Raw genomic sequence first — 12,956 nt, forward strand, 5'->3', positions numbered from 1 at the left:
ATTTTAGAACGGCAAAAACTACGCTATATGTAGCGCAATCCTTAATTTTCCTCGGAAAAGGCACTTTTTGTGGCGGGCTTTCCGGGGAAAAGTGGATTATTGGGGCTTCCTACAAATCGCGATTTGTAGGAAATTCCTCTTTTTTTTCTGTAATCCTTTGCATATAAGCGTTGTTTTTTTATAATCTAGCTTTGGGTGTTTTTTGTTTTGGGAGGAAATTCAAAGAAATGAAACGAAAAATCTGCGTTCTAATGTTTTTCTTTGCGACTTTTAATTTTATTTTTGGTCAGTCGCTAAAATTAAAAAAAGGTGAGCCTGTTCAAATTGGAAGTGTTAGCGGATTTACGGTTGCTGAAGAGAATATCATTGGAATATTGAATGGAAAAGCCGTTTATACTTACGATAAAGCTGGAAAAACTTTTTTGTTTGACGGTCAAAAATCGATTGATGCTGACGGAATAACAGAAATTCATATTTATAACGAAAAACTTCTTGTTTACAAAAAAGTTCAGATTGCTTCAGACGGGTATCCTAGAACTTATATTTTTAACGGAAAAACTTTGCAGGGCCCTTATGGCGTTGATTACGAAAATCACAAGGGCACTATGCCTGTGAGCCTTTCCGTAACGGACAATGTTTTTCAGAATCCGTTGGTAAGCGGACTTATTTTGGTTAACGACATTCTTGCATACGAAGTTGACGAATATCAGTTTGATCCCGCAACCCCGTATGAGGAAGTCTGGAAGGTTCCTGCACGTCTCATAAACCGCTGGATTATCAAAGGCAATGAAAAAATCAGCATTGACCTTTTTGGAAATTTTGCTTCGTATGCGGATTCAAAAAACAAAAAAATACGCTTACAGTTATTTGACCGACTCAAATTCCGACAAAAAAAGCTATTTTGTAGTTGAGAGTGCGAATTCAAAAAAATCTACTTTTTCTTCTGTAAAAAAGACAAATTCTTCGGTAAAACAGAATAAAAATGTTGGTGCGCAAAAAGAGAAGCCTGTAACAAATCAGCCGGTGGACAATAATCAAAAAGAGAATCAAACTGCGGAGCAGGGCACAGGTTTAGAAAATCAGAATGATTCAGAAATTAAAACTGAGCCTGATTCAGAAAAGTCAGACTCTGCGCCTCTTGATGATTCTGAGCCTTCTAAGAATCCAGAAGAAAATCTTGAAGAAAAAGAAGATTCCAAGTCTGAAAGTTCTTTAGAGCCAGCTCCGAATGCCGAGGACGTTGATAATGCTTCTAGCGACATTAAGGACGAGTTGGCCTCTGAATTCTTTGGCGAGAATGCTCCGCAAAATACGGCGCAGGAAGATTCTCCTATTCTTGGTGAAGAGTCTCCGTTCCCGGATTCAGAAACTGAAGAGACAAAATCTGTTGATTCAAACTTTATTGACGAAGTGGCGGAACTTGATTTGGAAAAATCTTCCGACGAGGATGACTCTGATGAGAGCGAGCCTTTAAACGAGGAAGAAAATTTTACTGAAGATGAAACGCCACAAGAAATTGTTTATGAAACCGGAAATGTGTACGTAAAAAAATATGGACCTTACGAAAACACCAGAATCGGGCTTAATCGGCTTGCGGAAAATATGTACACTTGGTTTATGAACGACGGAAAATTTGCATATTGTGCGGTTTTGAACGGAAAACAAGGCATTTATATAGAAGGAAATTTGATTTTTACTTTTGACAAATTTATTTCTGAGGGAACTGTTTACAGTGATATGGAAAAGAACTTAGTCGTCGCATGGCTCGTTATCAACTCAGGAAAGCAATATTTGGTTACTGAAAGTCAGGTTTTTGGACCGTATGATTGTGTTGGTGGCGAAAAGATTTCTGCAGCTTACGCTCCTGCGTCTAAAAAAATCTTTTGGGCACTGAAGATGGCTGACGGAATTCATCTTTATTCTTGCGAATATGGGCTCAAAAATCCAAACGTTGAAGAAGTCCTTATAAAAGATTCCCTTTCGCAAATTGCTGTGTTCCCTTCTCAAGATGGAAAGAATGTTGCTATAAAAGGTTTTGCGATTGCTGATGACGATGTTAGCGAATATCTTATTGTGAACGGAAAAAAATACGGTCCGTATGACACCCGCAATGATTTTGAGCTTTGCTCAGCCATGGACTTGGAATTGAATTCGGACTACGTTTACAAAGTTGACGAGCAGTCCGGCGAAGTTCGCTATTATGTTGAAAACGGAAAAATCTACGCGGTGCTGGAATAGGACTTAAAATTAAAAATCCCGCCACGCAAAAGTGAGCATGGCGGGATTTTGCTGTTTTTCGGTTGTTTACCGTCTTCGAGCTGGTGTTGAACTGTTCGAAGTTGAGTCACCGTCGTTTCCGTTTAAGGCATCCCGAAGATTTTGGTAGCGTTCCATTTCTTTGCGAATCTTGATTTTATTACGAGCTTTGTCGTAATCTGTCATGTCGCACTGAATGCCAGCTTTAATTTGAGCGAGAATAGCCAATTCTTCATCCGTGTATTGTCTGTCTTTAGCCATACTATTATTTTAAGTTATATAGCAAAATAGTGCAATCGAATTTAGACAAGGTAATTTTAAGATTGACTGTTTTTTGGAGGATTTATGAAAGCGTCTTTTGAAAATTGGACGGCTTATGATATTTGGCTCGTTCAGAATTATTCGCAGTTTGATATTATTGATGTAAACGAAGTTGACGGAAAAGTTGAAGTTGAGTATTTGACGAAAGAAGAATATGCCGAGCTAAAAAAGACTTTTGAAGAATCTTAAGGGAAACTCCAAAAATTTCAGTTTTTCGAGATGCCCTTAATTTTAGATGCCCATAAGTTTGACGCAGATGAACGCTGATAATTATCCATAATTCTTCTTTTATAATTGTCTGCAATCAAGCTGCGTTGGAATCTATAACGATGATTCAAATTTTTCAATCTGTTCGACTGTTAAAAAACTTTTTGTGGAAAGATAATTTCCTGAGTTGAAAGCTTCGCTCGGAAACTTTTGATCGAGTTCCATACGTTCGTCTTTTTCGATTGGCAACCGGAATGCGAGCACGTGGATAAGCGTGTTCAAGTCATAAGGTCCGCGGTAAATTCCGCGGTTCCTATCGTCTGAGCTGTAATAATACCAACCTGACTCGCGCTTAAAACACGCTATTTCTTCGGGAAGGTTCAGTTTTTTTTGGAAAGCGATTTTTATGCGTGAAGAATCGTGGCCGCCTTTTTCGATGGCGTTTGAAAGCGTTTCTTTTATCAAGTTGATTTCGCTTATCAATTTTTCGTCTTTTAGTTCTGATTCTGAATCATTTTTGCTTTCTGTAATTTTTGATTCTTCAAAACCGTTGTACTTTGTTCCTTCTTTGCGTTTTTTTGTTGCTGCGACGGTTCCGTAAATCGCAAGACCGACCACAAGAAAAAACATGAATGATGCGTACATTTTTTTACCTCAAAATTAAATTTTTAAAAGCAAATCTTTTGCGTTCTTAAAAAAAATTTCTTCGCCGCCAAAAGTTTCTTTTAATTCAAAAAGTTTTTTTTCCAAATCAGCTTTGTTTTTTCCGCCTAAAATCACTTCGCAATAGCCTTGCTCGCGGATTTGCCTTGCGGCTTTGTTCTCGGTTTGCGAGACGTAATGCACGAACGGGAGAGCCTTCATTTTTTTGATTGTCTCTTCGTTCAAAAGCGGATATTTTATGTTGATAAAAACACCGTTTGTTTCTGAGCGTTCTTGCTCGCGTTCCGGATTTTTTTTGTTTTCTCCCGAAAGGTTAAAAAGCAACTCAAAAATCGAACATCCGCACATTGCCGCATAAGTTTGCGTCATACCTGAAAGGCGCGGATTTATTTCTATTATATACCATTTTTCTTCTTTTTCGGAATAAACCAAGTCAACTTGTGAGATTCCTTCAAAATTAAGACTGTCGGCAAGTTTTTTAAGTTCTGATTTTAGCTGTTCAATTTTGTACTTTGGGCTTTCGACCGGCCCGATTTTTACGCTCTGTTTTGGGCTTGTAATTCCGTAACGGTTCACGCTAAAAATGAACGGGGAGAAAACTTTGTGCTCAAAATGCGACTTGTCTGCAGCAAGGCTTGAATGAATTTCTGCGCCGAATTGCTCGCCCAAAATCAGTTCCTCAACGATTCTGTCCGACGACGTTTTTCTAGAAAAAAGTATGTTTTTTGCCTCTTCAAAGTTGTTCACCACATCTGCTCCGTAAGAACTTAATCCCACTGTGTCTTTTATAATTACAGGATATTTTAATTTTTGAATCTCGTTCAGAATTGCGGTGCGGTAAATATTGCTTTTTACTTCGCGGCGGTTTCCTGCGTTCACAAAAAGCGCATGATGAACGTAAACGGCCTTTGCCGTGTTAAAACCGAATTTTTCCAGCGTAACGTGCGTTTTGAATTTGTCAAAGCAGTTCAGGGCGGTTTGTGCTGCGTGGCAGACTGTTTTTATTCCTTTTTCGCGGAGCTTTTCGGCAACTAGCGCGTCTTTTATGGTGAGCCAGTCGTAAGGCGCAACGTAAAAACTTGCGGCTATCGCAATTTCGGGGTTAAGGGACGAAAGAAAGTCTGCGATTTTATCTTCATTATCATCTTCGATTATTTCGTAACGGATTTGGTTAGCTTTGCATTTTATTTTGTTCCCGTCCAAATCTAGAAGAAACATTCCGGGAAGCTGCGTTGCAATAATAAAATTGTGTTCAGGATATTTTTTAGCCAGCTCTTCAACTTGCTCGGCACACAAAGGAGTGGTCTTTATGCAAAGGTTCGTCCCGTCGTAAATATTGCTGCTCGTGCTGTAAAAAAGAATATTCATGTTTCTAAAATAAAGAATATTTGCAGACGATTCAAGGGAGAGGAAAATTTAGCTTTTGCGTTTCCTTTTTTTACTTATGCAAGTTTATAATTCGGACTGCGGAATTGAATTTTTTGAACGTTGAAAGCGGAGTTAAAAATCGGTAGAATGTTTTGCATCAAAAAAATTCTTTTTTTTATGGGGACGATATGAAAATAAATGGCTCACAAATTGTAATTGAATGTCTCGTCGAGCAAGGCGTTGACACTGTTTTTGGTTATCCGGGCGGAAACATTCTAAACATTTATGACGCCCTTTATAAAAATTCAGATAGAATCAATCATATTCTTACAGCCCACGAGCAGGCTGCGGCTCATGCTGCTGACGGATATGCCCGCACAACTGGAAAAGTGGGTGTTTGTATGGCAACGTCAGGACCGGGTGCTACGAATCTCGTAACTGGAATCGCCACTGCTTACATGGACTCAGTTCCTGTCGTTGCGATAACTTGTAACGTTGGAACTCCTCTTCTCGGAAAAGACACTTTTCAGGAAATCGACATTACTGGCGTAACTCTTCCAATCACAAAACATAATTTTATTGTAAAAGACGTTCGTGATTTGGCAAAAACATTCCGCGAAGCATTTATAATCGCAAAATCTGGTCGCCCAGGACCAGTTCTCATTGATATTCCAAAAGACGTTACAGCAAAGGAATGTGAATTTGAGCCTCTTGCAAAAGGCGAGAGCGGACTTAATGAACTCGTTACGGAAAACGCGAACTTTTCTCGCGTTGTGAATGTTGCAGTTCCGACTGACGAAGAAATCAAAAAAGTTTCTGAAATCATCAATAAATCTGAGCGACCGATTATTTATGCTGGTGGCGGTGTAAAAATCTCTGGAGCCGAAAAAGAGCTTCTTGAATTTGCAGAAAAAGCTCAGATTCCTGTGGCAGAAAGCCTTATGGGACGCGATGTGTTCCCGGCTTCGCATCCGCTTTGCACCTGGATGGTCGGAATGCACGGAACGCGTGCCAGCAATATGGCTGTTACCGAAAGCGACCTTGTTCTCGCACTCGGTTCTAGATTCAGCGACCGCGTAATTGGCGACCCTAAAGTTTTTGCCGCTAATGCGACTGTCCTTCACATTGATATTGACCCTGCCGAAATCAACAAAAATATTCCGGCTCAGGAGCAGCTTGTGGGAGACGTTAAGGCGATTCTTACGCGTCTTCTGCCGCTCATTGAAAAACGCGAGCACAAAGACTGGCTTAAAAAAATTGACGGCTGGAAGAAAGAAGTTCCTGCTTGCTATTCAGAAGTCAAAAAAGATTCGATTAACCCGAAATTCCTTCTTGAGACAGTTCACAAATATGCTGGCGATGACGCTTACATTACGACCGAGGTTGGTCAGCATCAGATGTGGACGGCTCAGTTCTATCCGTTCGGAAAGCCGCGTCGTTTTGTAACTTCTGGAGGATTAGGAACAATGGGGTTCGGAACAGGAGCCGCAATGGGAATCCAGGTCGGTCAGCCTGACGCACGAGTCGTTCATATCGCGGGGGACGGTTCGTTCCGCATGAACTGCAATGAGCTTTGCACGATAGCACGATACAATCTTCCGATTGTAATTGTTTTGGTAAACAACGGAACTCTCGGAAACGTTCGTGTATGGCAGAAGCTTTTTTACGAAAAACGTTACAGTCACACGACTCTCGATTTTGGCCCGAATTGGGAAAAACTTGCCGACGCTTACGGAGTAGGCTATTTTAAGGCTTCTAATAACGACGAGTTCGATAAAGTTTTTAAGGCTGCATTTGAATCTAAAAAGCCTTGTATTGTCGATTCTCGTGTTGATATTGACGAAATGATTCTCCCGATGGCAATTCCTGGAAAGCCAATCGACCAGCAGATGATGAGCTGGGACAACTAAAAAAATTGCGGGCGAGGTTGCAGTATGGCAAACGAAAAACACGGAACGATTACAGATAACAATCACGCGGCATTGTGGCACGGTCGGTTTGCAGAAGGCCCGGATGCCGCGGCCGTTGAATTTGAAACTTCGATTCATGTTGATGAGAGAATGGCTCTTGACGACATAAAAGGCTCAAAAGCTCATGCCGAAATGCTTTTTAAGCAGGGAATAATCTCCGAAAAAGAAAACTCAGAGATTCAAAACGGCTTGTCTTCTATTGAGAGTGATTTGCAGTCTGGAAAGCTTTCAATAGATTATTCGGCAGAGGATATTCATTCGTTTGTCGAGGCAACATTGACTGATAGAATCGGCGACGCCGGACGAAAGCTCCACACTGGGCGAAGCCGAAACGACCAGATTGCGCTTGACGAGAGACTTTATCTTCGTCGAGTGATTCCAGAACTGCAAAAGAATATTGTTTCGCTTATAAATACGCTCGCGGATATTGCAAAAAATCATACTCGCTCGCTTTTGACTGGCTATACTCACATGCAGCATGCTCAGCCTGGAACCCTTGCTCAGCATCTTTGCGCCTGGGCGTGGATGCTTACCCGCGACGTTGAAAGGCTTGAAGATTCCTTGAAGCGGGTGAGCCTTTCTCCGCTCGGTAGCGGTGCGCTGGCTGGAAGTGGCTTGCCGCTTAACCGTGAGTTTGTGGCGGATCAGCTGGGATTTTCCGGTGTTACCCAAAATTCCCTTGATTCCGTTTCAGACCGCGACTACTGCATTGAATTCACTTCGGATTTTGCGCTTCTTCAAAGTCACCTTTCGAGAATGTGCGAAGAAGTTGTTCTTTGGTCTACTACAGAATTTGGTTTTATCGATTTGAGCGAAAAATGGTCAACCGGTTCGTCGATTATGCCTCAAAAGAAAAATCCTGATTTTGCGGAGCTTATCCGCGGACGCACGGGAAAAGTTTACGGGGATCTTATAAACCTTCTCGTAATGATGAAGGGGCTTCCGTTGGCTTACGACCGTGATATGCAGGAAGACAAAGCTCCTCTTTTTGAAGCTTTGGACACGGTGCAGGGCAACGTTATCGTTTTTGAGGCGATGATTTCTAGCGCAAAATGGAACCTTCCAAAGATGGAGGCAAGTTGCTTTGGCGGTTTTGCGAATGCAACTGATGTTGCGGACTATCTTGTGCGAAAAGGTCTTCCTTTTAGGCTTGCACATGGCGTTGCTGCAAAATGTGTTCGCCTTGCAATCGATTCTGGCCTTTCTTCTATAGAAGAACTTTCTTTGAGCGATATGAAAAATATTTCGGATTTGTTCGAGAGTGATATTTTTGAAAAAATCACTCCGAAGGCATGTATGGAAGCCCGCAAAACTACGGGCGGACCTAGCCCTGAGCAGACTGAAAAGCAAATTTTGGCCTTAAAGGAATTCTGTAAGAAATACTAAATGGCATCAGAAAAAAATCGTCCGTTCACAAACAGAGAGTTTTACGGCAGACTTGTTTCGCTTGTAATCCCGATTGCATTCCAGTCATTCATGGTTGCAATTGTGAATGCAAGCGATGCTTTGATGCTGGCTCGTCTCGATCAGACTTCACTTTCGGCAGTTTCTCTTGCGACTCAAATCGCTTTTATTGCGAGTTTGTTTCTTTTTGCCTTTAATACTGGGCTTTCGATTTTTGCGGCTCAGTATTGGGGAAAAAACGACATTGACTCAATCGAAAAGATTTTTGCCTATGTCGTAAAAATCTCTTCTTCAATTGCATTCATTTTTTCGTTTCTGTCATTTTTCTTTCCTGATTTATTGATGAGAATTTACACCGAGGATTCGTTAATAATCGAAAAAGGTGTGATTTACTTAAAAATTGTCTCCCCGTCATATCTTTTTGCAGGAATTTCTCAGATTTATTTGTGCATTTTGAAGAATTCGGAGCACGCTTTAATTTCCACGGTAATTTCGTCGTTTTGCGTAGTTCTGAATATAATTTTGAACGCTTTGTTCATCTACGGGCTTTTGGGCGCACCTAGGCTCGAAATTGCAGGCGCCGCGCTTGCAACTCTGATTGCGCGGTTTGTCGAGCTTGCCTGGACTTTGCTGGAAACTGCAAGACCCGGCAGGTTGAAATTCCGGTTAAAATATTTTTTCAGAATTGAAAAAGTCTTTCGGTTGGATTTCTGGAAATATTCCTATCCTGTTCTTCTGAGCAATGTGTCCTGGGGCGTTGCATTTTCCATGTACTCGGTAATTATGGGGCACTTGGGAAGTGATGCCGTAGCGGCAAATTCAATTTCAAACATTGTAAAAAATCTCGTGTGCTGTATGAGTTCGGGGCTTTCGGCAGGTGCCGGAATTATGATTGGAAACGAACTTGGCCGTGAGAATTTTGAGAAGGCCCGAATTTACGGCTCAAAATTCTGTCATATCGCACTGCTGAATGGCGTTTTGATGGGCGGAATAATTATTTTGCTGATTCCGACTGTTTTAAAAAACGTTTCGATGAGTGAAGAGGCACTGAGATTCCTAAAATTGATGCTTTTTATTTGCTCTTACAATATGATTGGAAAATCAATCAACTGCGTAACGAATTGCGGAGTTTTCCCCGCAGGCGGCGACTCTAAATTCTGCATGATTTGCGACACGATTTCTATGTGGGTGGTGAGCGTTCCTGCTGGATTCCTTTCGGCTTTTGTGTTTGATGCACCGGTTTTGATTGTTTATTTCATATTGAATCTTGATGAAATCTTAAAACTTCCTGTAATTTATTTATATTATAAAAAATATCATTGGCTTAAAAATATAACGAGGAATTGATTTTTGCAGACTGGCTTTTTGCCGTCTTTTTTGGTGGTGAAATATGAAAAAAATATTAATTTTTTTGTTTTCAATCTTGATTTTCAAGCAAAATATGCCGACAAGTATAGTATGAATAGTTTTACACGGTCAGTAGATTTATTACAACGCGCTATGGACGTTAACACACTGCGCTATCAGGTCTCAGCAAATAATATTGCAATGGCGGGTGTGCCAAATTACAAGCGTCAGGAAGTTAATTTTGAGAGTGAATTAAAACGTGCTCTCGACAGCGAAAAAGACACTGGTAAATCTTTGCAGCTCACAACTACGGATGAGCGTCATATCCAGCTTGAACAGCCGTATGACTACAAATCTGTTGAGCCTCGCCGTGTGACAGATTGGACTTCAACAGAAAAAGCTAACGGAAACAACGTGAATGCAGAAACTGAAGCTATGAACGTTATGAAGATTCAGTTGAACTACCGAATGCTTGCTCAGCTTGAGAGTTTTCAGTTCAATCAGATAAAAACTGCGATCAAAAAATAAAAATCCTTAGTTTTGTTGGGGTTTAGGTTTTGTAAAGTTCAATAAGCTTTATAGGCTTTATGGAGGATGAATAGAAATGGGAATGTTTACTTCGATTAATATCGCTGCCACAGGAATGAGCGTTGAGCGGCTTCGCACTGATGTAATTTCAAACAACATTGCAAACGCTTCAACGACAAGAACTCCAGAGGGTGGGGCATTCAAAAGATCTTCCGTAATTCTAGAGCCGATTGCATCCGAGCATCCTGTTTGGAGAACTCCATTCACAGCAGCAGAGCAGGATAACGGACCTGGAAAGGGTGTTCGTGTAAGACAAATTACGAAAGACACTTCCCAGGGACGTCTTGTTTATGACCCAGAGAATGCCGATGCAATAAAATCTGGACCGAACAAAGGGTATGTTGAATATCCTAACGTAAATATTGTTAACGAAATGGTAGATTTGATTTCTGCTAGCCGTGCATACGAAGCTAATGCCACCGTTGTGCAGGGAGCAAAAGATATGTTTGGTGCCGCTCTTGAAATTGGGCGAAGCTAAACTGTTTAATGAGTATTTTAAAAAGTAAATGAAGGAAGATAAATATGATCGTTAATTCAAAAACACCACTTTCAATGGAAATTATGAAGGCACCTGATATGACAAGGACTAATCCTGCTCATGCTGGTACGGCTAAGCTTTCTACAAATACTCTTTATACATCTGAATCTGCAAGTTTGTCTGGCGAAAGAAAACTTGGTTCTTTTGAGTCTCTTCTCGTAAATGCCGTAAGCGAGATGAACCAGCAGCAGATTGATGTTGATAAAGTTACAGAGCAACTTATTACAGATCCTGAATCTGTTGATATTCACGATGTAACTACAGCCATGGCAAAAGCTCAAATGTCTCTTTCTTTGACACAGACAGTTATTGACAGGCTTGTAACTGGTTGGAATGAACTATCAACTAACAGATAATTTTAACCGATAAAAAGGAGATTTATATATCTCTTTTTTTGCGTTTATGCGTTTTTTACGTTTTGTTACAAAAATAAATTTAATGTGCTTTTCAGCAGAATAATTAAATGTTAGAATAATGCACTATTTAATTGTTCGTTCACGGGAGGGTCAGATGAACGAATGGCTTAAAAAAGTCACTACTAAAACAAAAGAACAGTGGTCTAATTGGAAACCCGTTCAGAAAATTATTGCCGTAGGAATTGTAGCCGTTGTGGTTATAGCGATTGTCGTTATGACTCGCAGTTCATCAGCTCCTACGTCTAAGCCTCTTATTGCGGAGCCTATCTTAAATCAGGTTGATCGCGACAAAATTACAAATCGTCTCAGCCGTGATCAGGTATGGTACGAAGTTGATTCTACCAATGTTATTCGTGTAAAAGACGAAGACACTGCAAGATATTATCGTACAATTCTCATTGACGAAGGTTTGGTTCCTGACGGCACTAGCCCGTGGGCTTTTCTTGGAAAATCCAATTGGTCTACAACGGATTTTGAACGAAACGCAAATGCGAATATTGCTCGAAAAGAAGAAATCGAGCTCATGATTGAGCAGATCTCAGATGTCTCTCGTGCAGATGTTCAGATTGGTCGCGATGATGATGCTTATGCTTTTGGTGCGGATAAAGCTCCGGTAACAGCCGCTGTCGTACTCCATTTTAGGAATGGCAGTGATATGGCTCGAAATCAGAGAAAAATTAAGACTGTTCAAAATCTTCTTCTTCATTCTGTAAGTGATCTTAAGCCAGAATATATCACTATTTCTGATAGCGATGGTAATCAGATTAATGATTTTGGTGATATGGAAGAGTTTGATAGCCTGACTCTTACTGAGAAAACTGAAAAACTCAAGCTTAAGCTAGCAAATGAATATCGCGCAAAGGTTCTTAAATCTTTGCAGCAGAACTTTACGATTGATCGTGTAAAATCTGTTGACGTAACAGTTAAGATGGATACTTCAAAACTTTCTGTTGACAAAACTGAAATTACACCAATCGAACTTACTCCTGATAATCCAAAAACTCCATATTCAGAGCGTGAGGTAATGATTAGCACGCCGGTCTCTTCGCAGACTGTGACTAGAACCTTTACGGGAACTGGCTATAATCCTCAGGGACCTGCTGGTGTTGATGGTGAAAATCCGCCGACTTATGCGGACAACACAAATGTGATTGGAAAGTCAGAAGAAGTTGGTAAGACTGAAAATTACGTTTTCAATCAGACTCATAGCGTTGGTGAAAAACGCCCTCAGATTGACAGAATTACTGTGGCTGCAAATATTGACGGTTATTGGGAACCTCAAACCGATGAAAAAGGCAATTACATAATTGTTACGAATAAAAACGAGGAGCAGTTAAAAGAGACGTATCCTGATTGGGCAGACCGAACTAAAGTTCGCTTTAAGAAAGGCGGAATCGTTCGTGTTTATTATCCTGTGCAGGAGACTGTCCTTGAAAAGGTTACTTCGTATGTTCAGTCAGCCGTAGGGTTTGACGAGTCTCGTGGTGATACTGTTTCGATTACGAGTTGGTCTATCCCAAAAGATGAAGAATTTGACAAAGCCGATCAGGAAGAAATTGCACGTGCAAATAGAAAACTCACAATTATGATTGTGCTTATTTGTATCGTTGCTATCCTTATCGCGTTCATTATCATCAGATTTATTTCTCGTGAGCTTGAGCGTCGAAAGCGACTTCGAGAGGAAGAACTTCTCCGAAGACAGCAGGCAGAACGCGAGAAAGCGCTTTGGGATGCAAAACAGGACGGCATGGAAGTTACTATGTCTGTCGAAGAGCGAAAGCGTGCTGAACTTCAGGAAAATGCAATTGCAATGGCTAAAGAACACCCAGAAGACGTTGCAATGCTCATTAGAACTTGGTTGATGGAGGATAATTAATA

The 12,956-nt window shown here is 40.8% G+C and carries 13 protein-coding genes; 10 read left to right on the forward strand and 3 right to left on the reverse strand.

Features of this window, described 5'->3' with window-relative positions; all coding sequences use genetic code 11:
• Positions 1 to 227 precede the first annotated feature (227 nt).
• Together JI65_RS01435 and JI65_RS01440 are read left to right on the forward strand one after the other, a co-directional pair.
• Positions 228 to 911 carry a hypothetical protein gene (locus tag JI65_RS01435; protein WP_191013601.1) on the forward strand — a complete coding sequence of 228 codons (684 nt, stop codon included), beginning with the start codon at positions 228 to 230 and terminating at the stop codon, positions 909 to 911.
• The gene (locus JI65_RS01440; RefSeq protein ID WP_191013602.1) at positions 829 to 2,238 is read left to right on the forward strand and encodes a hypothetical protein; all 1,410 of its coding nucleotides are present in this window, start codon (positions 829 to 831) and stop codon (positions 2,236 to 2,238) included. The genes JI65_RS01435 and JI65_RS01440 overlap by 83 nt, the downstream gene beginning before the upstream one ends.
• 66 nt (positions 2,239 to 2,304) lie before the next feature.
• Here JI65_RS01440 and JI65_RS01445 read toward each other — a convergent pair whose 3' ends face one another.
• Positions 2,305 to 2,517 (reverse strand): hypothetical protein, encoded by a 213-nt coding sequence (locus JI65_RS01445; protein ID WP_191013603.1) that lies wholly within the window; start codon positions 2,515 to 2,517, stop codon positions 2,305 to 2,307.
• Between the two features lie 84 nt (positions 2,518 to 2,601).
• On the opposite strand from JI65_RS01445, the gene JI65_RS01450 reads away from it, so the two are divergent.
• On the forward strand, positions 2,602 to 2,766 hold the full coding sequence (locus JI65_RS01450; RefSeq protein WP_191013604.1) for a hypothetical protein: 165 nt from the start codon (positions 2,602 to 2,604) through the stop codon (positions 2,764 to 2,766).
• A gap of 132 nt (positions 2,767 to 2,898) precedes the next feature.
• Here the strand turns inward: JI65_RS01450 and JI65_RS01455 are convergent, their stop codons facing one another.
• Positions 2,899 to 3,429: a hypothetical protein gene (locus JI65_RS01455; protein WP_191013605.1), complete on the reverse strand. Its 531-nt coding sequence runs from the start codon at positions 3,427 to 3,429 to the stop codon at positions 2,899 to 2,901.
• Positions 3,430 to 3,444: 15 nt separating this feature from the next.
• Entirely contained in the window at positions 3,445 to 4,815 is a 1,371-nt protein-coding gene (locus JI65_RS01460) for an ATP-grasp domain-containing protein (protein WP_191013606.1), read from the reverse strand.
• A 188-nt stretch (positions 4,816 to 5,003) separates the two neighbouring features.
• Here JI65_RS01460 and ilvB point away from each other — a divergent pair, with 188 nt between their 5' ends.
• From ilvB to fliF, 7 genes are all read left to right on the forward strand, one after another.
• Positions 5,004 to 6,725 carry a biosynthetic-type acetolactate synthase large subunit gene (gene ilvB, locus JI65_RS01465; protein WP_191013607.1) on the forward strand — a complete coding sequence of 574 codons (1,722 nt, stop codon included), beginning with the start codon at positions 5,004 to 5,006 and terminating at the stop codon, positions 6,723 to 6,725.
• Between the two features lie 24 nt (positions 6,726 to 6,749).
• Positions 6,750 to 8,171 carry an argininosuccinate lyase gene (argH, locus tag JI65_RS01470; RefSeq protein ID WP_191013608.1) on the forward strand — a complete coding sequence of 474 codons (1,422 nt, stop codon included), beginning with the start codon at positions 6,750 to 6,752 and terminating at the stop codon, positions 8,169 to 8,171.
• Positions 8,172 to 9,536: an MATE family efflux transporter gene (locus tag JI65_RS01475; RefSeq protein WP_191013609.1), complete on the forward strand. Its 1,365-nt coding sequence runs from the start codon at positions 8,172 to 8,174 to the stop codon at positions 9,534 to 9,536.
• 111 nt (positions 9,537 to 9,647) lie between these two features.
• Positions 9,648 to 10,064, forward strand: a complete 417-nt coding sequence (gene flgB / locus JI65_RS01480) for a flagellar basal body rod protein FlgB (RefSeq protein WP_191013610.1) — start codon at positions 9,648 to 9,650, stop codon at positions 10,062 to 10,064.
• A 76-nt stretch (positions 10,065 to 10,140) separates the two neighbouring features.
• Complete coding sequence (flgC, locus tag JI65_RS01485; RefSeq protein ID WP_191013611.1) at positions 10,141 to 10,602, forward strand: flagellar basal body rod protein FlgC; 462 nt, start codon at positions 10,141 to 10,143, stop codon at positions 10,600 to 10,602.
• 44 nt (positions 10,603 to 10,646) lie between these two features.
• Positions 10,647 to 11,018, forward strand: coding sequence for a flagellar hook-basal body complex protein FliE (gene fliE, locus JI65_RS01490; RefSeq protein ID WP_242457124.1), 372 nt, complete (start codon positions 10,647 to 10,649; stop codon positions 11,016 to 11,018).
• A gap of 154 nt (positions 11,019 to 11,172) precedes the next feature.
• Positions 11,173 to 12,954, forward strand: coding sequence for a flagellar basal-body MS-ring/collar protein FliF (gene fliF / locus JI65_RS01495; RefSeq protein WP_191013612.1), 1,782 nt, complete (start codon positions 11,173 to 11,175; stop codon positions 12,952 to 12,954).
• Positions 12,955 to 12,956: the final 2 nt, after the last annotated feature.

Origin of the sequence: Treponema zioleckii (genome assembly GCF_014737315.1) — a bacterium.
GTDB lineage: Bacteria > Spirochaetota > Spirochaetia > Treponematales > Treponemataceae > Treponema_D > Treponema_D zioleckii.

Excerpts from the sequence above, each read along its gene's own strand:
- fliF (WP_191013612.1), top strand. The coding sequence starts at position 11,173 with ATGAACGAATGGCTTAAAAAAGTCACTACTAAAACAAAAGAACAGTGG.
- argH (WP_191013608.1), top strand. The coding sequence starts at position 6,750 with ATGGCAAACGAAAAACACGGAACGATTACAGATAACAATCACGCGGCA.
- ilvB (WP_191013607.1), top strand. The coding sequence starts at position 5,004 with ATGAAAATAAATGGCTCACAAATTGTAATTGAATGTCTCGTCGAGCAA.
- JI65_RS01455 (WP_191013605.1), bottom strand. The coding sequence starts at position 3,429 with ATGTACGCATCATTCATGTTTTTTCTTGTGGTCGGTCTTGCGATTTAC.
- JI65_RS01475 (WP_191013609.1), top strand. The coding sequence starts at position 8,172 with ATGGCATCAGAAAAAAATCGTCCGTTCACAAACAGAGAGTTTTACGGC.
- JI65_RS01440 (WP_191013602.1), top strand. The coding sequence starts at position 829 with ATGCGGATTCAAAAAACAAAAAAATACGCTTACAGTTATTTGACCGAC.
- JI65_RS01445 (WP_191013603.1), bottom strand. The coding sequence starts at position 2,517 with ATGGCTAAAGACAGACAATACACGGATGAAGAATTGGCTATTCTCGCT.
- JI65_RS01460 (WP_191013606.1), bottom strand. The coding sequence starts at position 4,815 with ATGAATATTCTTTTTTACAGCACGAGCAGCAATATTTACGACGGGACG.
- fliE (WP_242457124.1), top strand. The coding sequence starts at position 10,647 with ATGATCGTTAATTCAAAAACACCACTTTCAATGGAAATTATGAAGGCA.
- flgC (WP_191013611.1), top strand. The coding sequence starts at position 10,141 with ATGGGAATGTTTACTTCGATTAATATCGCTGCCACAGGAATGAGCGTT.
- JI65_RS01435 (WP_191013601.1), top strand. The coding sequence starts at position 228 with ATGAAACGAAAAATCTGCGTTCTAATGTTTTTCTTTGCGACTTTTAAT.
- JI65_RS01450 (WP_191013604.1), top strand. The coding sequence starts at position 2,602 with ATGAAAGCGTCTTTTGAAAATTGGACGGCTTATGATATTTGGCTCGTT.
- flgB (WP_191013610.1), top strand. The coding sequence starts at position 9,648 with ATGAATAGTTTTACACGGTCAGTAGATTTATTACAACGCGCTATGGAC.